Source organism: Methylomonas sp. MS20, from assembly GCF_050275925.1.
GTDB classification, from domain to species: domain Bacteria; phylum Pseudomonadota; class Gammaproteobacteria; order Methylococcales; family Methylomonadaceae; genus Methylomonas; species Methylomonas koyamae_A.
This window is the reverse complement of the sequence record NZ_CP189962.1, coordinates 4,376,222-4,399,360: the sequence shown is the minus strand read 5'-3', so window position 1 is coordinate 4,399,360 and position 23,139 is coordinate 4,376,222. Positions and strand designations below refer to the sequence as shown.

Genomic DNA, 23,139 nt, shown 5'->3' with positions numbered 1-23,139 from the left:
ATGAATATTCAATTTACCTTACCCTAGTTCCGGGATCGCCATTGTTCCAAATTAACGAATCCAGTCATGTGTTTTATGTGCTAGCTTGGGGATATGCCGGCGACCATTGGTTTAGTTGGTTTGCCAAGGCTTTAAACGCACATCCGGAAATATTCGCGCTGATGGCCCACGAAGGCTCGCGACCGAAATATTTAGCCGAGCGTAGCCGATCCGAACGTCCGCCGCTGGACGCCTTCACGGCATTTTTGGAAGATATGGGTACCACCTATCAAGCGATCGGGGATTGTTGGTCGTATCGGCCTTGGCATTTTCGCGAGGTGATCGACCAATATATCGATAAAGTTCCGTTGCTGTTTTTGGCTCGCCATCCCTACGTCTGGCTGGAGTTTTACGTGAGTTGGCGGGCCGGCAACATGCGCATGCCGGACGGCAGTTTCGGACCGATAGAACACGAATGGTCGATAGCCCAACACGATTATTTCAAGGCGTTGGGGCTTAAAGCTTATCGAAAAGACGATGTCGAAATATGGTCGGCCTATCAGGGTATGTATCAATTAAATCGCCACCGGGTCGATATCGATACCCGCATCCGCCGGGTTGCCTTGGAAAGTTTGGTGACATCGCCGCAACGTTTCGCGGAGATTGTGGCGTATTTAACCAAGAATCGCGTCGAGTTTTCCGACGCCTTATTAGCCTATATTTATCGCTGGGTTTACCGGCCGTTTCGCGGCGAGGAGCGGGTGTCGGCCAAGCCGGATAGTCTGTATCGGGCTTGGCCGGACTGGAAAAAATTAGCGTTCGAGCGGATTGTCGAACCGCAAACCCTGGCGTTTTACAGTGATGTAGGCGGGTATGAATACTTTAAATAAGTCGGATTCGCCTATTGTGGTTGGGACGCCGTTGAAATGCGGCACGTGGATGATACGCCAGATTATATCCGGCATGACCGGGCTACCCTGGTTCGAGCCGGCGCTGGTTAAGGGTATCGATCCGAGCGATCCGGCGAATATTGTATTTAAAACCGACGCCTTTTATTCTTGGCATTTCGTGCCGGTAGCGGAAATTCAGCGAGAACTGATCGAAAACGATGCACGCAGTATCTTTGTGGTCAGGAATATCTATGCGATGACCTTATCGATGTACCATCATTTTGCCGATAATATCGACTGGGAAATAGGGCGCGGCGCCAATAAGTCCGACTTCTTCGCGAGTTTGAGCAAGGATGAAGGCATTTCCAGGATTATTTGTCGCAGGCAGTCGGATGGTTTTAACTGGCAGGGTATCGGCGGGCAATTATTTCAAATGCAAAAAATGCTGGAGTTCGCGGCGGCCGGGTCAGCTTTAATATTGACGTTTGAACAATTGGTCGAAGATAAAGCGGTTTGCGTGCGGCGATGCGCCGAGTTTTTAAGCTTGGAGTTGACCGAGCAACAAATCGAGGCTATTTGCCTGGATTCGGCGTTTTCGACAATGCAAAAAAAAGCCGAAAGCGACGGCGGCGGCTCGCATTTTAGAGCCGGCTTGACCAAGGGGTATTTCGATTCGATTTCCGAGGAGAATAAAGAGCTGATTCAGGAACAACTAGACCGCTCCGCGCCGGAATTGGCTGGATATGCCGCCAAATTAGGCATCCCTTTTATCACCGACTGGCATAATGGATACGAATGGGCGTGAGAAGCGATTTTTTTGAAGAGATATTTTTCTCGTCCTTCGAGAAATTGACTGTCGTTAGCGAAGAGGCTAAGGATGTGCTCGGCGGCTCGTTTATCGAATTATTAAAAGAAGAGGGTATCAATCATCAAGTTATCAAACAGTGTTACGGCCTATTGCCGGAAGAATCCGAGCCTAAAAACCGGCGTTGGTTAATCGATGGGGTTTCCGGACTCAGTATTGCATTATTGCAGGCGATGAAACCGCTGCATCGGAATCTGGGTGTGTTGAGTGCGTCCCATCGGTCCAATACCTTCATGGGCACCCCGGTGGTGCGCGAGATCGGCGACGGCGATATATTGGTAAACGACGTATTTTCCGGCGAACGGCTGGGCCGGCAATATACGACCTTGCTTAAACAGCACCGCCGGAAATTGGAAGAAGCGTTGGAGCAGGCAACCGGTCACGATGGCTCTGTCATCGTTTTCGCGGCGAAAAAGGTTTATTTCAATCAATTGCGGCTGAGCAAGGTATTGCGCGACTGCGGCTATAAAACCGTGGCATTGGTATTCGACCAAAATATGGTTAAACATCAAGCCGGTTTCTTCGACGATATTATTTATACCGATTTTATCAGTTTTTTAATGCTGTTAAACTCGGTCGATAGAAAACTGTTGCTGCATACTCAGGGCTGGCTGTTTCGATACCATATTCCGGTATTAATCGATACGTATAAGCCCAAGCACTGTCGGCAAATTATCGAGATTATGGACAGTCAATCGTTTTACCTGCCGGAGGCCACCGTGTCGAAAATTCCCGATACGATGAAAATGGCCTGGGGCGAAAATGTCATCGAAAACCATCAATTGCAACTGGCCTGCGAGAATTATATTGTTCACCATGCTGATGGCGTGATTTTTAATGGCGACGACGAATATCGGCGGCCCTTGGTCAAGCGCGATTCGCCGCATTTACGGAACAAGCATTTGGCGTTCCCGGCCTTACCGGTCAAGGATTTCTTCCACGCCTCGAATATTGTTAATCAAGAAAAAAGGCTAGTGTTTGTTGGGGGGGTGCCACCGTTTTCAGCGAATAGGCCGCATGAATTATTTGGGGACTCGCAGTTGCTGGGACTGGTGATGAAGTTAATCGCCAGGGGATGTTATCTGGATATTTACAATAATCCGTTGATCGCCGCCGAGGAGGAGTACGCCAAGTTATATCCCGATTTTATCGAGTTAGCCAAGCGCCACCGCAATTTCAATTTTTTTATCGGCGATATGCCGCAACATATCAATCAAAAAATCGCCCATTACGATTTCGGTTTAATGGTTTACGATTTTGGCGGTATTTATACCGGCGATTTGCATTTCAAACATTTGATACCGACCAAGTTGTTTAATTATTTGGAAGCCGGATTACCGGTTTTGGTAAGCGATCGCTTTAGCGCGGTTTGCAGTATCGTTAAGGAATACCGGATTGGCGTGATTATTAATCAACGCGAAATCGAGTTTTTGCCTGAGATTATCGAGATGTTGGATGTGGCCGAGCTGAAGCGGAATGTCGTGGCGGCCCGCGAGGAATTGCAAATGCATAACAATATTCATCGATTGACCGGCTTTTACGAACAAGTGATGGCCTGAATGGCGGTTTTTTTAATTTTGCGGGTTCGCGGGTTGCCGGGCTAATGTCGATCGCCACGCTGATCGTCGTACCGGCCCGCGCCGGTTCCAAGGGTTTGCCGGATAAAAACATCCGGCGGCTGGGCGATAAGCCACTGTTGGCCTGGACCGCTCGGGCCATCGCCGAGGCGGACTTGCCCGATTGCTTGAGTATCCTATCGACCGATTCCGAGCAGTATGCCCAGATCGGCCGGCAATACGGTTTGCCGGCGCCGTTCATCCGACCGGCGGCTTGCGCGACCGATAGCGCGTCGGCGTTGCAAGTTGCGCAACATGCGTTGCGATGGTTTCGCGATCAATACGGCTATTTGCCGGAGCGCCTGATGTGGCTGCAACCGACTTCGCCGTTTCGTTCGCCGGATGCGCTTTGGCAAGCCGCGCGGATGATGGCGGAACCGGATGTCGATGCGGTCGTGGGTTGCAAGGAAATCCATCGCGACCCGACCACGCTGTTTCGCGCCGACGACGGCTATCTGGTGCCGTTGGACAGTCGGCAACCGACTCAGACCAGCCGGCAACAAAGTCGTCCATTGCTAACCCCGAACGGGGCGATGTATCTATGCCCCAGCGAATATTTGCTGGCACGGCTATCCTTTTATCCGCCCAACACCCGGCCGTTAATCATGAACGCGGTGCAAAGCCTGGACATCGATACCGAGGAAGACTGGGCCATCGCCGAGGCGTTTATTAAACAAGGTTTGGTATGAACAAAGTGCTAGTGACCGGCGCCGACGGCTTCATCGGCTCGCATTTGACCGAAATGCTGGCGGCGCGCGGCTGCGAGGTGCGGGCGCTGGCCCAGTACAATTCCTTTAACAGTTGGGGCTGGCTCGACGACGCGGCGTGCAAGAACGACATCGAAGTGGTGTGCGGCGACGTGCGCGATCCGGCGTTCTGCCGGGCCATTTGCCGGGACATCGACACGGTGTTTCATTTGGCCGCGTTGATCGCGATCCCGTATTCCTACCAGGCACCGGACAGCTATGTCGATACCAATATTCGCGGCACCTTGAACATCTGCCAGGCCGCCCGCGATGCCGGCGTACGCCGGGTGATCCATACCTCGACCAGCGAGGTTTACGGCACCGCGCGATACGTGCCCATCGACGAAAAACATCCCTTGCAACCACAATCGCCGTACAGCGCTTCCAAGATTGCCGCCGACGCGATGGCGATGAGCTTTTTCAACGCCTTCAATCTGCCGCTGACCATCGCCCGGCCGTTCAATACTTACGGTCCCCGCCAATCGGCCAGGGCGGTGATTCCGACCATCATCACCCAAATCGCCGCCGGCAAAAAGGAAATCCAGCTGGGCGACGTTTCGCCGACTCGCGATTTCAATTATGTCGAAGACACCTGCCGGGGATTTATCGCGCTGGCCGAATCCGACATGGTGATAGGCGAGACGGTCAATATCGGCTCGAATTTCGAAATCTCGGTCGGCGATACCTTGGCGCTAATCAAATCCATCATGGCCAGCGACGTCGAATTTTTAGTGGACGAACAGCGTTTGCGGCCGGAAAAGTCGGAAGTCAATCGGCTGTGGTGCGACAACGCCAAGCTTAAGGCCTTGACCGGCTTCGCGCCGCAAGTCGGTTTGGAGGAAGGCTTGCGCCGGACCGTGGCCTGGTTTGGCGAGGCCGACAATCTGAGCAAGTACAAAACGGACATTTACAATGTTTGAAGGTTTGCTCGGTTTCGTGCGGGAGATTTACCAAACCGACGCTTTCATCCCGCTGCACGAGCCGCGTTTCGGCGGCAACGAAAAGCGCTATTTGAACGACGTGATCGACAGCACCTTCGTGTCCAGCGTTGGGCCGTTTGTTGGGGAATTCGAGCGTAAGATTGCCGAATTCAGCGGCGCCAGGCACGCGGTCGCCACCGTCAACGGCACCGCCGCGCTGCATATCGCCTTGCTGTTGGCCGGCGTCCGGCCGGGCGACGAAGTGGTCACCCAGGCCGCGACCTTCGTCGCCACCTGCAACGCGATCGCCTATTGCGGCGCCGAGTCGGTGTTCATCGATATCGAAGCCGCGACCTTGGGCTTGGCGCCGGCCGCGCTGGCCGAATTTCTGGAACGCGGCTGCGAGCGGCGGGCCGGCTCGGTTTACAACAAAATCAGCGGCCGGCGCATCGCCGCCTGCCTGCCGATGCATAGCTTCGGCCACCCTTGCGACATGGCTGGCTTGCTGACGGTTTGCGACGATTACGGCGTGCCGGTCGTCGAAGACGCGGCGGAGGCCTTGGGCAGCCGCATCGGCGAGCGTCATTGCGGCACCTTCGGCCGGCTCGGCGTGCTTAGCTTCAACGGCAATAAAATCATCACCACCGGCGGCGGCGGCATGATTTTGACCGACGACGACGATCTGGCTCGGCAGGCCAAGCATCTGACCACCACCGCCAAACTGGCGCACGCCTGGAAATTCGAGCACGATCAAATCGGGTACAACTACCGGATGCCGAATCTGAATGCCGCGCTGGGTCTGGCGCAACTGGAACAATTGCCGGCCTTCGTCGAAAGCAAGCGGGCGCTGGCCGCGCGTTATCTGGATTGGGCGCGCGCCAACGGCGCCGAGATTGTCCAAGAGCCGGCCGGCGCCCGCTCCAATTACTGGCTCAACGCGCTGTTGCTGGACGATGCCGCGCAACGCGACGCGTTTCTGGAATACAGCAACGCCCACGGCGTGATGACCCGGCCGTTGTGGACCTTGATGCCCGACTTGCCGATGTACCGGCATTGCCAAACCGACGGTTTGAGCCAATCGCGGCGCCTGGCGGAACGCTTGGTCAATCTGCCCAGCAGCGTGGCGATCTGATGGCCGCGCGTAAAATTTGCGTCGTCACCGGCTCGCGGGCCGAATACGGCTTGCTGTATTGGCTGCTCAACGAAATCCAGGCCGACCCGGATTTGACATTGCAATTGGTCGCGACCGGCATGCATCTGTCGCCGGAATTCGGTTTGACCTGGCGGCAAATCGAGGCCGACGGTTTTAGCATCGCCCGCAAGGTGGAAATGTTGCTGTCGTCGGACACGCCAACCGGCATCAGCAAGGCGATGGGTCTGGGCTTGATTGGCTTTGCCGATGCGTTCGGCGAGCTGAACCCGGACATCGTGGTCGTGCTCGGCGATCGCTTCGAGATTTTCGCCGCCGCGCAGGCCGCGATGAACCTGCGGATTCCGATCGCTCATATTCACGGCGGCGAACTCAGCGAGGGCGCGGTTGACGACGCGATCCGCCACGCCTTGACCAAGCTGTCGCACCTGCATTTCACCGCCGCCGAAGTCTACCGGCAACGGGTGATTCAACTCGGCGAACAGCCGCAGCGGGTGTTTAACGTCGGCGCGCCGGGTTTGGACAATATCGCTCGGCTGCCCTTGTTGGATCGCGCCGGGCTAGAACAAGCCATCGACTTCAAATTAGCAGAACGTAACCTGTTGGCGACTTTCCATCCGGCGACCTTGGAAGCCGAAACCGCCGCCGAACAATTTCAGCAGTTGCTGCAAGCCTTGGACGCGTTTCCGGAGGTTCGCGTCATTTTCACCTACAGCAACGCCGACGCCGGCGGCCGGGTCATCGCCGGGTTGATCGAAGACTATCTGGCGCGCTGGCCGGAGCGGGTCGCGGCCTTTGTCTCGCTCGGTTCGCTACGCTATTTGTCGGCGATGCGCCACGTCGACGCGGTGGTCGGCAACTCGTCCAGCGGCCTTCTGGAAGCGCCGGCCTTCAAGATTCCGACCGTCGACATCGGCGACCGCCAACGCGGCCGGCTGTGCGCCGCCAGCGTATTGCATTGCCCGCCGCAAGCCGAAGCGATCCAAGCCGCGCTGGAAAAAGTCTGGTCCGGCGAACTGGCCGAAACTCTGGCTAATCTCCATCAACCCTACGGCACCGGCGGCGCGTCGGCCCGGATCAAGGACTTGCTCAAGCGCAGCGATCTTGGCGATTTGCTGAAGAAGCGGTTTTATGATATTGGGGAATAAACGTAAGCGATTGAATAACCACAAATCGAAACCGTAGTGTAAATCCGCGAAACGATCAGGCAATCAAACAAGGAGATTGCCGATGACAGAGTCACCCTTATCCGAAGCCACGCTGACCATCGCGCAGCGACGATGGCTTGAACATTTCAAACAGCAGCACTCAGGCTTGAGCATGGCGGCTTACGCGCGTCAACAGGGTTTGGCGATTAGCACGTTCTACGCGATGAGTCAGCGTTTGTCGGCTTGGGCGGCATCAGGTGCTTGGCCACAGCGACCATTGTTTCAAGCAGTCGCATTGGTTGAAGCAAAACCGCTTGCGTCTGGCCCGCTGACGTTAGCGTTCGATTTGCCGGGCGATTTGCGTTGCCAGGTTGGTGCAGATGTAGCGACGGGCGCGGCGCTGTTACAGACACCGGCTCGGCAAGCCTCATGATGCGGCCTCCGGATGAGCGCCTGTCGGTCTATGTCTGTACTCAGGCGGTGGATTTCCGCAAGGGTATGGCCAGTCTGGCGGTGCTGGTGGAGGCGCAGTTGGGCTTGAATCCGTTTACGAAGAGCTTGTATGTGTTCCGCAACCGCTCGGCGACGGCGGTGACCTGTTGTATTGGGAGCGCAACGGCTTTTGCTTGTGGCAGAAACGCTTGGAGCAGGAACGATTTTGTTGGCCCAAGGGGAATGCTTCCGGTACGCTGGCGTTGACGAAGCAGCAGTTGAATTGGCTATTGGAGGGCTATGACATCAACCGGATGACGCTGCGTAAGACGCTGGATTTCAAGTCGGTGATTTGATGTTTTTCCATTGCGCTTCAATGGCTCATGGGTTTTCCATGCGGTATAATAGGCCCCCATGGAAACCGATCTGAAACTGCCCGACGAGATGGATGCACTACGCCGTTTAGCCGTCGATCTTGCCACGGAACTTGCGCAGTTGAAATCGGATTACAGCACGGTGTTGGGCAAGAGCGCCGTTTTGCAAGAGCAGATCAATCTGCTGCTGCACAAGCGATTGGGTGCCAACAGCGAAAAATACCGCGCCGAGCAAGCCGATCTGTTCAACGAAGCGGAAGCCTATGCCGAGGAAGGCGGCGAAGCCGAAAACGAGGACGCCGATTCCGCGGTAGTGGAAACCCCCGTTGCAACGGCACCTCGCAAACCCGGCCGCAAAGCCTTACCTGCCGAACTGCCCCGCGTCGAGATCGTCCACGACCTGCCCGAAGACCAACGTCTGTGTAGCGAAGGTCACGCCCTGAAGGAAATCGGCGAAGAGATCAGCGAACAACTGGACATCATCCCGGCCAAGGCGCAAGTGTTGCGCCATATTCGCAAGAAGTACGCTTGCCCTTGTTGTCAGGCATACGTCAAAACCGCGCCGTTACCGCCTCAGCCGGTTCCCAAGAGCAACGCCTCGCCCGGCCTCTGGCCTATGTCGCCGCCTTGCCGCTCAATCGGCAGAGCAAGCAGTTTGCCCGGATCGGCGTCGAATTGAACCGCGCCACCTTGGCGACCTGGATGATCCGCAGCGGCGGGTTGATTCAGCCCTTGATCAATTTGTTCGAAGAACATCTGCTGAATTATCCGGCGCTGCAGATGGACGACGACCCACAGGGATGTGGGAAGTGCAGAAAGTGCAGAAAATGCAGAAAATGCAGAAAATGCAGAAAATGCAGGAGCATTTTTCTGCCCCGACCCTGCAGGTCCTCAAAGAGCCCGACCGCGCGGCCGAAAGTCAGTCTTACCTCTGGGTCAGGCGCGGTGGCCCGTCCGGCCAGCCGGTGGTACTGTTCAACTACGCGCCCAGTCGCAGCCAAGCCGTTGCCGACCAACTGCTGCAAGGCTTTTCCGGCACCGTTCAAACCGACGGTTACACCGCCTATGCGGCCGTGTGAGCCAAAAATGGTTTGCGCCACGCCGGCTGCTGGGCGCATGCCCGGCGCTACTTCGATGAAGCGCTGAAAGCCACCGGCAAAGGTCAACCCAAAGCCGGCAAGGCCAGTAAAGCCTTAGGCTTCATCCAAAAGCTTTATCGTATCGAGACACAGATCAAGCATCTGCCAGCGGCGGATAAATACCGCATCCGCCAGGAACAGGCTGTGCCGTTATTAAACGAGATCAAGGTCTGGGCCGATGTATCCTTAACTCAAGTCGCCCCGACCAGCCTGATCCAAAGCCTTGGCTTATTTGGGCAAGCAATGGGCCTCGCTCACCGTCTACTGTGAGACGGGCGGCTGGACATCGACAACAACGCCACGGAACGCGCCATTCGTCCTTTCGTGATTGGTCGCAACAACTGAATTTTTTCCGATACCGTGGGCGGCGCCAAGGCCAGCACCAACCTCTACAGCCTGATCGAAACCGCCAAACTCAACGGATTGGAGCCTTATCGCCATCTGCAGCCTATTTTTACGGAACCGCCCAAAGCTAAGACGCTTGCAGACATCGAGAAACTGCTGCCTTGGGCTGTCGATCCGGCCTATATTAACGGATTGAAGTGAGCGGGGTAGATGGGGTTTATGGATCGCTTACGATCGCCGGTGCCGACAACCCGCTGTCCGCGCCGATCTACCTGGTCAAACTCGACACCGTCAACGCCAAAACCGTCGGCGACCAAGACGTCACGTTGACCCTGCCCAACGTCGACGGCCACAAACCCGGCGCGCAAGTGGAAATGTACTCCTACGACCACGACCTGGAAGAATTCGTAGCGATTGGGTTAGGGACGGTCAGCATCATTAAATCCAATGACGGCGTGGGAGTGATTAAGGCGGGCTGGCATTGTGGGTCTCAGCCGGGAGGGGGGCGGTGTACGCTTAATTGTGGGGAATGTCAGAGTTGTGATACTAGTTGCACTTGTTACTGGGATAACAGCAAAACGCCGACGACTCTGACGAATATCCCTCGGGATGTGGACGGATAGTTCACTTTGCACGGTTTGTTAGCAAGCCAAAGGCCGGCGGCAAATTCCAATCATAGTGGTGGTACAGCTTTTGATGCGCGCGTGACTTTGCCTGCCGATCAAAATGTTGATGCGATTGCAGGAACAGTTAATTTAACTGGGTTTGATCCTGTGCATGACCGTGTTTCTTTTGGTCTTTGATAGAAGTAAAAGTCACATCTTAAAACGCCGAGATTTTGTTGATAAATATTGTTGACAATGGAAGGTGGTTTTGGTTTATGTGGATTTTAAAATTTATTTTCTGGATAGATAATGTAATGCGCTATTTTTATGTTGTTTTAATATGTTGTTTGTTATTTTCAGGATTTTGTCGTGTTTGTAGCGCTGAGTCTTCCAAAGAGGAAATTGTTAGAAGTAATGTTGATACTCAATGCATTGAATCGGGTGGTATTATTGGTATAGGCGTGGTTAAAGCGTCAAGCTTAAGTTACCGCTACTCTGTGGACAGTAAGTCTAAAGCTCCATTAGTTCGCCTCGTTTTCGGTGATGGATTAAATATGGATATGCCAATTGTTCCTATACAAATGCCTACCATAATAAAAGTGCCACATAAATGGTTGGGTAATATCGTGTATAAAGAAGATGGAAAGCATATGATTGTATATTTCTCAAGTAGTTCTGAAAAATCCGCTGTAAAAGCTGAGGATCTAGTGTTTGAAATTGGTGTTCCGAAAATAAATAAGGATATTAAAATGTTTCGCTATGACGATGGGTCCTTAGTTGTTGCTGTTGATTATTTAAATTTACCCTATTTAGCATATTTTAAAGATGGTTCATGTGTTTGGGGCAAAGCCCATAAAATGGATTTCGATGGCCCGCAGATGGTTAACCCGTAACCCGTAAGGCGAGTACTCCATGGGATGAGCCGCCGAATGTTGGCTTCAACTGTACTCGTCTGTTTCGGGTAAGTAGCTGGCTCCGACATGGCGGAACGCCTGACGACTTCCGCCAGAAATATGAAAATATATTGGGTGTGGTTGGATTAAGATAAAGCCGTACCCCGTAGATGGGTAGAGACTATAGCTGAAATCTATCAGATAAGGCCGAAATCATTTGTTTAACTTAAATACGTGTTTTGGTCAGATGTCGATTTTGACATTGGGTTTCGGTGGGTTTGATGTTCTCGTGATGGGTTTCGCTCCGCTCTACCCATCCTACACGACTGGTTGTATAGGTGGTAAACCTTCGCCAAAAGATAATGATGATAAAGACTTACTGAGTTGCAAATCAAAGTATTAGTCATGAAAATATTTTTCCGATTTCTAGTTTTTATTATTTTTCCACAGTTAGTAAATGCTGAAATTTTAACGGTTTCAAATATTAAAGAGTTTTTCGATTCGAGGAATGATTATATTGTTCGTAATGTTTTTTTTGCTCCAGATAAACAGAAATTATGGATTATGTTAGATGAAAGTGAAAGAAGCAGTTCGAAATTGGTAGGTAAAAAAATATGGAGAGTTAATGTTTCTGGCGCTATTGAGTCAGACTCAGTCTATAGTGAGATTAAGGGCAAGTATCTAAATAATGAAAATCAGGATTTTAGTGTAGAGTCTGCGATTGAAGATGGTCATGGTTTTATTTGTCTAATTAAAGAAAGTTCTGGTTACTTAATTATTCGAGATGGATTTCCTGTTATTAGGCTTGATTCGTTTAAATTATTTCATGCGCCAGTATTTCAGGAGCTGTTAGTCCTGAATAAAGGCTATTTGTTGATTGGAAGTTCCGAGGGTAAAGGTGCGGCGCTGAAAGCAGGCTTGGACGGAGTCATTGAATGGGAGCGTTATTATGAGTCCAATATTGATGTTCATAATGGATTATTTGCAAAAGACGGAAAAGTGGTTTTGCTTGGTTCAGGTTTTAGCTCGCAAGGTAAAGATTCAATCTGGTTTGGTTGGTTGTCATCGGATGGCGAATTAATTAAAAGCAAATTCATTGAAGGACGCAATGCGAGTTTTGAATTAAATCAAACTGGTGATGTTGTAATTACGTATGAGAATTTCAAGTCTGGTTCATTAAACAGAGTTGTCAGTTTGTTCGATTCTAATTTTAAGGAGAAATGGGAGAGCGTTGTCTTTTCGATAAAAGCCAATAAAGTAGCTGATATAGCAGGGGGTGTAAGTTTTTATAATGATCGAATTGTTGTCGTTTATGGATTGCCGGAAAATGGCATGAGGCTTGATATATTAGATGGCAGAGGTCGAAAGTTAATTGAAAAGGACTTTGTAGAGAAAGGAATGATATTTAACCTTTCGACTAAGATTTTTTTATTTAAAAACGAAAATGGTCTTTTTGTCGTTCAAAATAATTCGAAAGCTGTTATTGAAGGAGGTAAATTTACTTTGCATAAAATCATTAGTCTTAGCGATCTACGGCTGTAACTGATCTGGGTATGATGGGTGTATGTAGGATAGTTAACCCGAATATGAGTAGGGGCTATAGCTCGCGTAGGGCGCATTGGCAATAGCGTAATGCGCCGAATGATTAAAAGTCAACATGCGGCGCAATACGGTTTCGCCTCTCGACGCCCTAAGATTACGCCTTGCGGCCTTTTCTAGCAAACGAAATGCTGCCGCACATTGCTCAACTTCAGTAGCAAAAAACTGCGTCCCTTAATAATTTATTTTGGCTGGATTAATGGATATTTTAAATAAACTATTTTGTTTGGACGGTGGCTCAAAAGATCGTATTGACTTGATGTAAAATGCATTTGTTTCTGTCCTGGAAAACTCAACTTGGTATTCATGTCAAGAGATATACGGATTGCCAGGGAATGAGGAGTTAACTCTAATAGCAGGCAACATGGTGCAATACGTAATTACTAGGCCGGATGTATTATACGCAAATGAAGAAACTATTTTTTGTAGCGAAAAATATTCTAGGGTAAATGCTTTTAAGTTGGCAAAGGAGTATTCAAGCGATTTTATTTTCGAGTCCGCATATTCGTCTATAAAAGAAAAGAGTTTATCTTTCCTCTATTCGCATAGAGATAGATTAAGTGCGGCTTGCCTATTTCGTTATAAATTTTGCGTTATCCATGAAGAGTTGTTTCTACTATCGTTTATTTCTCAGTGGGTGAAGTTATCAAACCTAATAAATAAATTATCTGGTAGTGCTGAGTGTCAAGTTGATGCATTGCTTGATGCACTTAAATTTTTGGAATCCTGGTCGGATAGCCAATAATGAATAATAGGGCTAGAGTAACATTGTATTTAACTTTTCTCTGATCCCCGTTGCTGAGTGCCATATGGAATTTAGATGAAGATAAATCACATATTTATATTGTTGTCGCTGTTGTTTACAGATGAGCATTTATTTGCAACGGAGATTAATAAGGATATTTTTTTTATTAGTTCAACACCCACGCCTTTGAGTGAAGGGACGTTTCCAACGCGATTATATTCGTATGATAACAATGAGCAGGCGCTGAATTTGTGCCGTGAAGTCGTATCTAAACAGCTTGGTGCGGAATTTCTGAAAGTTTATTACGATGAAAGATTGATTGTAATTGGCTCGCCTCCTGTTAAGCCGGATACAGTTAACATTCTTGAAATGGATGACCCAATGAAGGAAAAACGTATCAAAACTGGTGTTTTTGACAAGTGTGCGGCATGTTCGGTATTAGAAACTCATTTGGTCAATTTGCCTAAGGAACCTCTGATTAATTCCCCAAAACAGCAAGCGGTATAATATTTCAACGAAATCGCGGTAGAGACGACACCCATGGACCAGCCCCAACAACTCAGTTTTGCCGATGCCGAATACGCTAACAAAGGCAAAGTCACCCGGCGCGAGAAGTTTCTCGACCAGCTCGAAGGCTTATTGCCGTGGTCGCTGATGGTGGCGGTGATCGAGCCGCATTATGCGTCTGGTAAAGGACATGGGCGCAAGCCGTTTCCATTGAATGCCATGCTGCACGTGCATGTCGCGCAGATTGTCTACAACTATTCCGATCCTGGAATGGAAGATGCGCTCTACGAGATTGAATCGCTGCGACGTTTTTGCGGTGTCCGCCTGGAAGGCGTGCCAGATGAAAGTACGATTTTGCAGTTCCGGCACCTGTTGGAAGCACACGGGCTCACCGAGCAGATCTTTCAGGCGATCAACCAAACCTTGGGAGAGCGAGGGCTGTTTCTAAAAGCCGGCACCCTCGTCGATGCCAGCCTGATTGCCGCACCGACCTCGACCAAAAACCAAGACAAAGCGCGCGATCCCGAGATGCATGCCAGCAAGAAAGGCAATCAATGGTTTTTCGGCAGCAAATTCCACATCGGCGTCGATAGCGAAACCGGCTTAGTGCATAGCCTCAAAGTCACCTCGGGCAACGTCAGCGACATAGTAGAAGCCGCCTCTTTGCTACACGGCGAAGAACAGTTCGTCCACGGCGATGCCGGTTATCAAGGTTTGGATAAACGCCCCGAGATGTCCAGCGACAACCCGCCAGACTGCGTGATCGCGATGCGTCCAGGCAAGCTGACCAAGCTCGCGAAAGACGAGAGCGAACAGGCCCAGCGCCTTCGCCAAGCCGCGCGGGAACTGGCCAGTCGCCGCGCCAAGGTCGAACACGTCTTTCGGGACATTAAAATTCGGTTTGGTTATGCCAAGAACCGCTATCGCGGCTTGGCTAAAAACGCCGCCCGTCTGACCTTTTTGACCGCGATTGCCAATGTACTGCGCGGCGATGCGTATGAGCGGCGCAGCCTGATTGCGTCTGGAATTTGAAAATAGGCCCGGAAAAGGGCTTGTTTTCGACAAATAACGACTGTTTTGATGGAAAAAACGGGCGATTATTGAATTTTTTGAGCTGCTTTCGAAATGACTGTTACTCAAAACGGCAGTTTTTCAGAGGTTCCCTAATAAACAGTTGGCTTATACTTATTTTCTTGGTAAGAGTAATTCCGATATAACAATGTCATGGGGGGTTGATGGCAACCAGATTGATTATAAGTTGAATGACGTAGTCGAAATAAAGGCTGGTGGCATTCCTGGTGGGATTATTTCTGGTGATTTTTTTTATATTAAAGTTGGTTCTGATTCTAAATTGTCAATTTGGGTGGGTCGTGAAAAATTGACTACCAATTGGAGGCTTCCGGAAAATATTCTTTTTAGTCAAAGCGATAATGTTATTGCTTATGTTAATTCAAATAATATGCTGGTATTAAGTTCAAGAGACAATAAGCAAAGAAGTACCGCTGAAGAGCTGGGGAAAAGTACTTACTATGTTTTCAACAAACGTTCCTCTAAATGGAAGATTATTGGTTTTCCGGGAGGGAGAACAGAGGTGCGAGGTTTGAATGAGTGGCTTGTGGGCTATGTGGCAGATATAGCTAGGAAAACACAAAGTCCTGGATCTGATAGAAGAAGAAAACATATGGCAGAAACCGGCACGCCGATCGATTGGCGATTTGATAGCGCTAATGTTTTTTTCTCGGGAATTTTAATGTTGCACAATATCAATACAGGCAAAGAATATAAAATAATTACTAGTCAAGGGGGTAGTGAAATTCTCTGGGTAAACGATTCATATGTCTACTATAGAGTTAACGATGAGCTAATAAAGGCTAGAATTCTCGATCAGACAATCGACACAGGTCAAGTTTTAGCTAAGGAGGATTTTATAGCGGATATTCATTGGGCTTTTGAAGGTCGATAGAATGAGTTTCGCATCGTTACGCTCGCCTCCATGTTTCCGCGATGCATGCATCGGAAATAACTGATTTGTATAGCCGAAAACGACGGATAAGCGCTTAGCAATAAGTCAGCGAGCGCGATTGACACCTCTAGGAGCGCATGAATTGGTAATAAACACAATAGATGTGAACTTTTGCAAGGTGCTTATCAGGTGGTAATTTTGTCAGACCATTTGCATTCGATACGGACATTACCCGAGTCCGACGATGATTTTGGTTTGTGCCGACACCAAATATAATCTGCATTTATATGACGATTGTAATAAATGGTCGAAATCAAATTAGGCGGACACAAAAAGCAAACGTAGATTTTGCCGGCGGCGCTTGCTTCGACAAATTCGGTACTGGTTTGGGCGTGTGGCATTCGGTACTCGTGGCGTTACTGCTGGGAATGGTAGGGCAAAGGCCAGCGATTGCCAACGGCTTGGATCAAAACTGCGTCGTCAATATCCTCAACCGAACCGTGCAAGTTGGCAAGGATGGCGGATGGTCGATGCCGAGCGTACAGTCAACTCGGCCGGTCCCCTCGGCGCCGGTGCGTTGGGGGAGGTAAGTCATTGGCGGGCGGCGAGTCCGTTCAGTATACTGAGACCGTCGTCGGCTGGGGCCGACGGCGGCGGCATCGGGAAGGGGCCGCCTTTAATCGTCCCAGGACGGATTTAACCAGACCGGGAAGGACACCATGTCCAGTCTACGCATCGCGGCGTTCGCCACTCTCGCGGCGGCCGGTATCGCCGCCGCAGGGTTTCATTGGCGGCATTCCGAATCGCCGCCCACCCAGCTCAAGCTTTACGGCAATATCGATATTCGCCAAGTCGAACTCAGCTTCCACGATTCCGAACACGTCGCGCAAATTCAGGTGCAAGAGGGCGAGAGGGTCAAGCGCGGCCAATTGTTGGCGGTGCAGACCCTGGAACGTTTCCAGTATGCCTGGGATGCGGCGCAAGCCCGAGTCGAGGTCCAGCGCCACGTGGTCGATAAGGCCTTGAACGGCTCGCGGCCGCAGGAAATCGGTAAGGCGGGCAATGACGTCAAGGGCGCCGAAGCGGCATTGGTATTGGCCAAGAAGGAATTGGAGCGCATGCGCAATTTGGCGGAACGCAAATTGACCTCGGTGGAGTCGGTCGATCAAGCCAAGGCCGCCTACGACGGTGCCCGCGAGACCTTGCAAGCCCTGAAGGAACAATACCAGCTGACCGCGATCGGCCCGCGCCGCGAGGACATTCAAGCCGCCCAAGCTCAACTTCGAGTCGACGAAGCCGAATTGCTGTTGGCCAAGAAATCCTGGGAAGACGCTCATCTCTACGCGCCGGCCGACGCCGTTGTGCAAAACCGGATTCTCGAGCCTGGCGACATGGCCAACGCCCAGACGCCGGTGCTGACGCTGGCCCTGACCGAGCCGCTGTGGGCCAGAGCTTACGCGGCCGAGACCGATCTCGGTAAATTGCGCCACGGCCTGCCGGCCCGCATCGTCAGCGACAGTTTTCCCGACCGGCATTACGCCGGTTGGGTCGGATATATCTCGCCGACCGCCGAATTCACGCCCAAATCGGTCGAGACTAGCGAGTTGCGGACCAGTCTGGTTTACCAAGTGCGGGTTTACGTCTGCAATGCCCAAGATCAACTGCGCTTGGGCATGCCGGTCAGCGTCGAGATCGATGTCGACGCTCCGCCGGCCGGACAGCCTGGCTGCGCCGAGCGGCCGTGATCTCGCCGACGAACGCCCCGGCGCTACGGTTCCAAGGCGTCGATAAATCGTTCCGGGCCGGCGACCGCGAAGTGGCGGCCTTGCGCCGGATCGATTTCGAATTGCCCGGCGGCGGCATCACCGCGCTGGTCGGGCCGGACGGCGCGGGCAAGACCACCTTGTTGCGTCTGGCCGCCGGTTTGTTGCTGCCGGAAGCCGGCAGCGTCGAAAGCTTTGGTAACGACACCGCGACGACCGGGCCGCTGTTGCACGCCACCACCGGTTACATGCCGCAGCGTTTCGGTTTGTACGAAGATCTGAGTCTGCGCGAGAACCTGACGCTGTATGCCGATCTGCACGGTATCGCCCAGGCCGACCGACCCGAGCGCTTTGCCGAATTGCTGGCGATGACCGGACTCGGCAAATTCGAAAGCCGCTTGGCCGGACGCTTGTCCGGCGGCATGAAACAAAAACTGGGTTTGGCTTGCACCTTGCTGAACCGGCCGCGTTTGCTGTTGCTCGACGAACCGTCGGTCGGCGTCGATCCGCTGTCCCGCCGCGAACTGTGGCATATCATCGACGCGCTGGTCAGCGACCACGGTACCACGGTCCTGCTCAGCACCGCCTACATGGACGAAGCCGAGCGCTGCCAACATGTTATCGTACTGGATCATGGTGGAATACTCAGACAGGGCGCGCCGGCCGCGCTGCACGAATTGGTGCGGGGGTGCGGCTATCGTCTAACTAGCGCGGTGTTGTCTAGTCGGCAACTGCGTCAACGCATCGTGGGCCAGCATGGCGTCATCGACGCGGTAGTGCAGGGCGATGCGGTCCGGGCGGTCATGGCGCCGGGTGCCGCGCCGGACTGGGCCGGCTGGTTTACGGCAAGCGACTGCGTGACGGCGCGGTCGGTGCCGGCGCGCTTGGAAGATGCCTTCATTTGGCTATTGACCGAGCGCGACGGCGGCCACGGCGTCGTCGAGAACGTCTGCCCGCTGGCGGTTATCGGCCCAACCGCCGCGCCGGTCATCGAGGTCGAGGCGGTGGATCGCTGGTTCGGCGATTTTCAGGCCGTCAAAAAACTTTCCTTTCAGGTCGGACGCGGCGAAATTTTCGGTTTGCTGGGCGCCAACGGCGCCGGTAAGACCACCACGTTTCGAATGTTGTGCGGCTTGTTGCCGGCCAGCAACGGCAGCCTGAAAGTGGCCGGCGTGGATTTGCGGCGGGCGGCGGCCCAGGCCAGGGGCCGTTTGGGTTATATGTCGCAGAAATTCTCGTTGTACGGCCAATTGTCGGTACGGCAAAACCTGGATTTTTTCAGCCACGCCTATGGCTTGCGGGGCGGCGCGCGCCGGGAACGCATCGCTTGGGCCCTCGGCGAGTTCGGCTTGACCGAGTTTGCCGATACCGACAGTCGCGATTTGGCGCTGGGCTACAAGCAACGCCTGGCGCTGGCTTGCGCGCTGATGCACGAGCCGGAAATCCTGTTTCTCGACGAGCCGACTTCCGGTATCGATCCGTTGGCCCGCCGCGAATTTTGGGCGCGTATCAACCAACTGGCTGCCGGCGGCGTGACGGTGCTGGTGACCACTCATTTCATGGAAGAGGCGGAATATTGCGACCGCCTACTGATCATGCGGGAGGGCGACATTCTGGCGGCCGGCACGCCGGCGCAAATCGTCCGCGCCGGCGGAAGCGAAGCGGCTTCGAACATGGAAGAAGCGTTTATACGCTTGGTGGAAGCGGCTGGCGGCGGAGGGGCGGCATGACGGCGACCCGGCAACGGCTGATCGGTCTGATCCGCAAGGAGTTCCTGCAGGTCTGGCGCGATCCCAGCAGCCTGGCGATTGCCTTCGTGATGCCGGTGTTCTTGCTGTTGTTGTTCGGCTACGGCGTGTCGCTGGACGCCAAGCGGGTGCCGATCGGTTTGGTAGTCGCCGCCCCAAGCGCCGAGACCGCCGCGCTGACCGCCGGATTCGAGCAGTCCGAGTATTTTCGCAGTCGTTATTTTCCGGATATGCCGGCCGCCGCCGTTGCGTTGCAGGCAGGCGAAATCAATGCCATCGTCAACTTGCAGGACGACTTCGACCGGCGCTTGCACGGTAACGAACCGGCGCCGATACAATTGATTCTGGACGGCGTCGATGCCAATACCGCCCGGCTGGTCAGCGGTTACGTGCTCGGCGTTTGGGACCGCTGGCTGAACGCGCGCGCCGAAAGCCGCGGCTTGCGGGCGGTACGGCCGGTGCAATTACGGAATCGGGTTTGGTACAACAGTGCGCTGCGCAGCCGGAATTTTTTGGTGCCGGGCTTGATCGCGGTGATCATGACCTTGATCGGGGCCTTGCTGACCGCGCTGGTGGTGGCGCGGGAATGGGAGCGCGGCACGATGGAGGCCTTGATCGCCACGCCGGTCAGCGTTCGCCAGGTTTTGCTCGGCAAACTGATACCGTATTATTTGCTAGGCATGGGCGGCATGCTGCTTTCGATCGCGATGGCGGTGTGGCTGTTCGAAGTGCCGCTGATCGGTTCGTTGTGGGTGTTGCTGGTGTGCGGCTCGTTGTTCCTGCTGGCGGCCTTGGGCATGGGCTTGGTGATTTCGATTGCCGCGAAAAACCAGTTTGTCGCCGGCCAGATCGCCATCATCATCACCTTTTTGCCGGCGTTTTTGTTGTCAGGCTTCATCTTTAACATCGACAGTATGCCGACCGTCGTCCAGTGGGCGACGTATTTGATCGCCGCCCGCTATTTCGTCGCGATCTTGCAGACGGTGTTTCTGGCCGGCAACGTCTGGGAAGTCGTCGTCCCCAACGCGCTGGCGCTGGCCTTGATGGCGGCACTGTTCATGGCGCTGGCCTGGTGGCGGGCGCCGCGCCGCTTGGAGTGAACGATGTTTTGGCGGATTTACGCAATGCTGGTCAAGGAGTTCCTCGATCTGGTCAAGGACAAGAAAAGTCGTTTCGTGCTGATCGCGCCGCCCATCGTGCAATTGTTCGTGTTCGGCTACGCCGCCACTTACGATCTCAACCAAGTGCCGATCGCGGTGTACAACGAAGACGCCGGCATCGCCTCGCGCGAGTTGATCGCTCGCTTCGGCGGCGCGCCGGCGTTTCGGGAGGCGCGGCGCTTGCGGCGCGAGGCCGAAGTCGCCGAAGTGCTGGATACCAAGCAAGTATTGCTGGTGTTGCATATCGGCCGGCATTTCAGCCGCGACCTGCTGAGCGGCCGCCAACCGGCCGACGTGCAAATCCTGCTGGACGGCCGTGATTCGAATACCGCCCAAATCGCCCAAGGCTACGCGCAAACGGTGATCGCCGATTTCAACATCGCCTGGGCCAGGGACCACGGTTTGCCGCTGCCGGCCGCGGAGTTGCGGACCCGAGCCTGGTTCAATCCCAACCTGGAAAGCCGTTGGTTTATCGTGCCGGGCATCGTCGGTTTGCTGACCTTGGTGGTAACGATGTTGGTGACTTCGCTGTCGGTGGCGCGCGAGCGCGAGCAGGGGACCTTCGACCAGTTATTGGTGACGCCGCTGACACCGAGGGAAATCGTGGTCGGCAAGGCCGTGCCGGGCTTCTTGATCGGCGTGTTCGAGGCCACTTTCAGCATCGTCATGGTGGTGCTGTGGTTCCGGGTGCCGCTGCTGGGCAGTTTGACGGCCTTGTATATCGGCATCGTGTTCTACGTGTTTGCGATCGTTGGGGTCGGCCTGATGATTTCCTCGCTGTCGACGACTCAGCAGCAAGGCTTGCTGGGCGGCTTTCTGGTCATCGTGCCGGCGGTGATCCTGTCCGGCTACGCCACGCCGATCGCCAACATGCCGGAAGCCGTGCAAACCCTGACCTTGCTCAATCCGCTACGCTACTTTCTGGTCATCGTCCGCGGGGTATTCCTGCAAGGCCTGGACAGCCCGGCGCTGCTGCATCAATACTGGCCGATGGCCTTGATCGGCTTGGCCTCGCTAACGTGTGCCGGCTGGTTGTTTCGCAAGCGGATGTATTGAAGGGGGGCGTTTGATCGTTTAAACCTGGCCTTGGCGTTGAATGGGGTGCCTGGCGAGTACTTGAAGTTTGAATAAGGAACAGGATTGTAGCCGTTGATGTTTTCGAATAACCAATAGCGCTCGGTGAATGGGAGTCTAGCGTTGACAGTTAATAACTGTAATCGACCCTAAGCAGGTCAATGACAATGAAATTGAATAGACAAAAAATGCAGATAAGCTGCCTTCAATTGTGAAATTAGCTTGCCAAATCGCTCGTTTCGAAGTCAACATTCCTCCGATTATGCTATCGCTAATCGGAGCTCGATTAGTTAGAGGTTCACCATGGCACGACGGAAGGAACTCAAAAACATCGCATCCGGGTTATATGGTTCGTTCATAAGCCGCAACAACGATGTAGGTGGCTATTGGGGTATTGGAAAACTTTGTCTTCTTGCGCAACAGAGTGGTGTTCAAATAGTTCGCCTTGATCTCCTTACGAAATCAATATTCCCAGCAAGTTCAGAGTTTTCAAAACTGGTTTCCGGCTACAGATCAATCTTAAATAAGCATCTTTCTGCGAAGGGCATTCCGGAAAACTGGTTAGCCTCCTCGACCATTGAGCTCGATTTCAAGCCTGAGCACCCTTCCGGAAAGCACATTCCAATTGCAACGTGGGGTAGTCTATTCAAGCTTGTGGTGAACATTTCAGACGACATGAAGAAAAATCATACTGTTTCTGGCTACAGTTTTTGCGGGCCACATAATCCGAGAAAGGAAGCCAAAAGTGCAGGTACGGAACGCTTCTAATTCGGCGCTCAACCTCGCTCCTTTCAGTTGCTGGATGCAGCGAGATAAAGCTGCGCAGAGCCGGTTAGCTCCACTACATGGTATCCCTATCTATGCAAGGACTTTGTTTGTCGTTTAGGCGATACGGATGACTGATGAAAAATGCACGTTTCACTTAGCCTCATTTAGAGTGCCGTCGAAAAATCCGGACTCCGACGCCTTAGATGACATGGTCGCTACGGCAAACCAGTTTAGGGACGCGTCGATTAGGTGCTTTAACTCAACCGTTCCAATTGCTGAGCAGAACCAGCTGTTAGTGTTTCCCCATGTCGTTTGTGGGTGTTTTGCTTGTGAAATGTATCTGAAATTTCTGTTAAAGAAGGATGACAAAAAAGCTCCAAGAAATCACTCTCTGATCGAATTATGGGCTATGCAGTCAGACATAATTAAAAATGGATTTCAAGCTAAGTATTTAACAACAAACATCGATGATTTAATAAGATCCATATCCGATCATTTTATTAAAATCAGGTATAACCACGAGATGCAAATGGAGACCGTTCATTTTGGTGAAGATAAACTTGCCATGATTCTTCCGTACCTCTCTGATGTTTGTAATAAATAAAGATGCAAAATGGGCCTAATTTAGGTGGTGCAGACGGAGCTCGCAATAAAACGCGTAGTCCAAAAACGGGGTCAGGTCTTGCAATAGAGCCTCCCTCAGTTAATAT

25 protein-coding genes and 2 pseudogenes are annotated in these 23,139 nt (G+C 52.7%); all 27 read left to right on the top strand.

The genetic code is table 11. The features are described 5' to 3' along the window. Positions 1–41: 41 nt before the first annotated feature. Entirely contained in the window at positions 42–869 is an 828-nt protein-coding gene (locus ACQE3D_RS19820) for a hypothetical protein (protein ID WP_313730772.1), read from the top strand. Next, positions 853–1,674 (top strand): sulfotransferase domain-containing protein, encoded by an 822-nt coding sequence (locus ACQE3D_RS19815; protein ID WP_313730774.1) that lies wholly within the window; start codon positions 853–855, stop codon positions 1,672–1,674. Before ACQE3D_RS19820 ends, ACQE3D_RS19815 begins: the two co-directional genes overlap by 17 nt. Then, entirely contained in the window at positions 1,671–3,293 is a 1,623-nt protein-coding gene (locus ACQE3D_RS19810; protein WP_313730775.1) for a hypothetical protein, read from the top strand. The genes ACQE3D_RS19815 and ACQE3D_RS19810 overlap by 4 nt, the downstream gene beginning before the upstream one ends. Before the next feature lie 44 nt (positions 3,294–3,337). After that, positions 3,338–4,039, top strand: a complete 702-nt coding sequence (locus tag ACQE3D_RS19805) for an acylneuraminate cytidylyltransferase family protein (protein WP_313730776.1) — start codon at positions 3,338–3,340, stop codon at positions 4,037–4,039. After that, the gene (locus ACQE3D_RS19800) at positions 4,036–5,016 is read left to right on the top strand and encodes an NAD-dependent 4,6-dehydratase LegB (protein ID WP_313730777.1); all 981 of its coding nucleotides are present in this window, start codon (positions 4,036–4,038) and stop codon (positions 5,014–5,016) included. The genes ACQE3D_RS19805 and ACQE3D_RS19800 overlap by 4 nt, the downstream gene beginning before the upstream one ends. Continuing rightward, positions 5,009–6,148 carry a LegC family aminotransferase gene (locus tag ACQE3D_RS19795; RefSeq protein WP_313730778.1) on the top strand — a complete coding sequence of 380 codons (1,140 nt, stop codon included), beginning with the start codon at positions 5,009–5,011 and terminating at the stop codon, positions 6,146–6,148. Before ACQE3D_RS19800 ends, ACQE3D_RS19795 begins: the two co-directional genes overlap by 8 nt. After that, positions 6,148–7,314: a UDP-N-acetylglucosamine 2-epimerase gene (neuC, locus tag ACQE3D_RS19790; protein WP_313730779.1), complete on the top strand. Its 1,167-nt coding sequence runs from the start codon at positions 6,148–6,150 to the stop codon at positions 7,312–7,314. The genes ACQE3D_RS19795 and neuC overlap by 1 nt, the downstream gene beginning before the upstream one ends. 82 nt (positions 7,315–7,396) lie before the next feature. Continuing rightward, positions 7,397–7,747, top strand: coding sequence for an IS66 family insertion sequence element accessory protein TnpA (tnpA, locus tag ACQE3D_RS19785; protein ID WP_313730781.1), 351 nt, complete (start codon positions 7,397–7,399; stop codon positions 7,745–7,747). A 166-nt stretch (positions 7,748–7,913) separates the two neighbouring features. Next, positions 7,914–8,102: an IS66 family insertion sequence element accessory protein TnpB gene (tnpB, locus tag ACQE3D_RS19780; protein ID WP_427500929.1), complete on the top strand. Its 189-nt coding sequence runs from the start codon at positions 7,914–7,916 to the stop codon at positions 8,100–8,102. Between the two features lie 58 nt (positions 8,103–8,160). Next, positions 8,161–8,799: an IS66 family transposase zinc-finger binding domain-containing protein gene (locus ACQE3D_RS19775; RefSeq protein ID WP_313730782.1), complete on the top strand. Its 639-nt coding sequence runs from the start codon at positions 8,161–8,163 to the stop codon at positions 8,797–8,799. Next, a pseudogene (locus ACQE3D_RS19770) lies at positions 8,796–8,852 on the top strand (hypothetical protein); the annotation flags it as partial. The gene ACQE3D_RS19775 and the pseudogene ACQE3D_RS19770, both read left to right, overlap by 4 nt. Before the next feature lie 68 nt (positions 8,853–8,920). Beyond that, a pseudogene (locus tag ACQE3D_RS19765) lies at positions 8,921–9,529 on the top strand (IS66 family transposase). A gap of 9 nt (positions 9,530–9,538) precedes the next feature. Further along, positions 9,539–9,604: an IS66 family transposase gene (locus ACQE3D_RS19760; protein WP_427551779.1), complete on the top strand. Its 66-nt coding sequence runs from the start codon at positions 9,539–9,541 to the stop codon at positions 9,602–9,604. A gap of 15 nt (positions 9,605–9,619) precedes the next feature. Continuing rightward, entirely contained in the window at positions 9,620–9,805 is a 186-nt protein-coding gene (locus tag ACQE3D_RS19755) for a transposase domain-containing protein (protein WP_313730784.1), read from the top strand. Continuing rightward, entirely contained in the window at positions 9,802–10,227 is a 426-nt protein-coding gene (locus ACQE3D_RS19750; RefSeq protein WP_313730785.1) for a hypothetical protein, read from the top strand. The genes ACQE3D_RS19755 and ACQE3D_RS19750 overlap by 4 nt, the downstream gene beginning before the upstream one ends. A 6-nt stretch (positions 10,228–10,233) precedes the next feature. Continuing rightward, on the top strand, positions 10,234–10,407 hold the full coding sequence (locus ACQE3D_RS19745) for a hypothetical protein (protein ID WP_168032592.1): 174 nt from the start codon (positions 10,234–10,236) through the stop codon (positions 10,405–10,407). A gap of 38 nt (positions 10,408–10,445) precedes the next feature. Beyond that, positions 10,446–11,102 carry a hypothetical protein gene (locus ACQE3D_RS19740; RefSeq protein ID WP_427551240.1) on the top strand — a complete coding sequence of 219 codons (657 nt, stop codon included), beginning with the start codon at positions 10,446–10,448 and terminating at the stop codon, positions 11,100–11,102. 405 nt (positions 11,103–11,507) lie between these two features. Next, on the top strand, positions 11,508–12,644 hold the full coding sequence (locus ACQE3D_RS19735; RefSeq protein ID WP_313730787.1) for a hypothetical protein: 1,137 nt from the start codon (positions 11,508–11,510) through the stop codon (positions 12,642–12,644). Positions 12,645–13,521: 877 nt separating this feature from the next. Beyond that, positions 13,522–13,953 carry a hypothetical protein gene (locus ACQE3D_RS19730; protein WP_313730788.1) on the top strand — a complete coding sequence of 144 codons (432 nt, stop codon included), beginning with the start codon at positions 13,522–13,524 and terminating at the stop codon, positions 13,951–13,953. Between the two features lie 33 nt (positions 13,954–13,986). Further along, positions 13,987–14,985 carry an IS5 family transposase gene (locus ACQE3D_RS19725; protein ID WP_313730789.1) on the top strand — a complete coding sequence of 333 codons (999 nt, stop codon included), beginning with the start codon at positions 13,987–13,989 and terminating at the stop codon, positions 14,983–14,985. 187 nt (positions 14,986–15,172) lie between these two features. After that, positions 15,173–15,916, top strand: a complete 744-nt coding sequence (locus tag ACQE3D_RS19720; protein WP_313730790.1) for a hypothetical protein — start codon at positions 15,173–15,175, stop codon at positions 15,914–15,916. Positions 15,917–16,635: 719 nt separating this feature from the next. Beyond that, positions 16,636–17,661 (top strand): HlyD family efflux transporter periplasmic adaptor subunit, encoded by a 1,026-nt coding sequence (locus ACQE3D_RS19715; protein ID WP_064026699.1) that lies wholly within the window; start codon positions 16,636–16,638, stop codon positions 17,659–17,661. Then, positions 17,658–19,409, top strand: coding sequence for an ATP-binding cassette domain-containing protein (locus tag ACQE3D_RS19710; protein ID WP_313730791.1), 1,752 nt, complete (start codon positions 17,658–17,660; stop codon positions 19,407–19,409). The genes ACQE3D_RS19715 and ACQE3D_RS19710 overlap by 4 nt, the downstream gene beginning before the upstream one ends. Next, entirely contained in the window at positions 19,406–20,527 is a 1,122-nt protein-coding gene (locus ACQE3D_RS19705; RefSeq protein WP_281021244.1) for an ABC transporter permease, read from the top strand. The genes ACQE3D_RS19710 and ACQE3D_RS19705 overlap by 4 nt, the downstream gene beginning before the upstream one ends. A gap of 3 nt (positions 20,528–20,530) precedes the next feature. After that, complete coding sequence (locus ACQE3D_RS19700) at positions 20,531–21,643, top strand: ABC transporter permease (protein ID WP_168032580.1); 1,113 nt, start codon at positions 20,531–20,533, stop codon at positions 21,641–21,643. A 321-nt stretch (positions 21,644–21,964) separates the two neighbouring features. Continuing rightward, a complete protein-coding gene (locus ACQE3D_RS19695; protein ID WP_313730792.1) occupies positions 21,965–22,429 on the top strand; it encodes a hypothetical protein in 465 nt (154 codons plus the stop codon). Between the two features lie 127 nt (positions 22,430–22,556). Next, the gene (locus ACQE3D_RS19690) at positions 22,557–23,033 is read left to right on the top strand and encodes a hypothetical protein (protein WP_313730793.1); all 477 of its coding nucleotides are present in this window, start codon (positions 22,557–22,559) and stop codon (positions 23,031–23,033) included. The last annotated feature ends 106 nt before the right edge of the window (positions 23,034–23,139 follow it).